This window comes from Vibrio sp. HI00D65 (assembly GCF_001635455.1).
Lineage (GTDB): Bacteria > Pseudomonadota > Gammaproteobacteria > Enterobacterales > Vibrionaceae > Vibrio.
In genome coordinates this window covers 1-446 of the sequence record NZ_LWEH01000128.1, presented here as the reverse complement: position 1 = coordinate 446, position 446 = coordinate 1, and the positions used below count along the sequence as shown (strand labels likewise).

The window sequence follows — 446 nt, the reverse complement described above, 5'->3', positions numbered from 1 at the left end:
TACGGTTGGGAGCCGATGTGGGGTCAAGACAACATGATTGACGCGGCATTTTCTAACGGCGCCAAGATCATCAGTGATGACGGTAAGAAAGTGCTGATTGACTCTCCTGAGTGGGTTGAGGTGTGGGACAGCTTCCGTAAGTGGATCCACGATGATCAAATCATGCGTATTCACTACGGTGGTCAAGGTTGGGAATACTGGTACAAAACCATTGATGATGTGATGAAAGACAACGCACTAGGCTACACCGGTTCATCGGGTGACCAAGGTGACTTGGACTTCACTAAGCTTTCAGCAACCACGCAACCAGGTTGGGGCTCAAACCCTTCTGCACCACAAGCGGGTGCGCTGGTTTACGTAATGCCAAAAGGCACAGACGACGCAGCAGCGAAAGGTGCATTTGAGTTTGTTGAGTTCTACACCAACGCGAAAAACACGGCTGCTTG

The 446-nt window shown here is 50.4% G+C and carries 1 protein-coding gene; it reads left to right on the top strand.

Features of this window, described 5'->3' with window-relative positions:
- Positions 1–446, top strand: a 446-nt coding sequence (locus tag A3712_RS11370; protein WP_331710877.1) for an extracellular solute-binding protein, incomplete at both ends; no start/stop codon positions are given.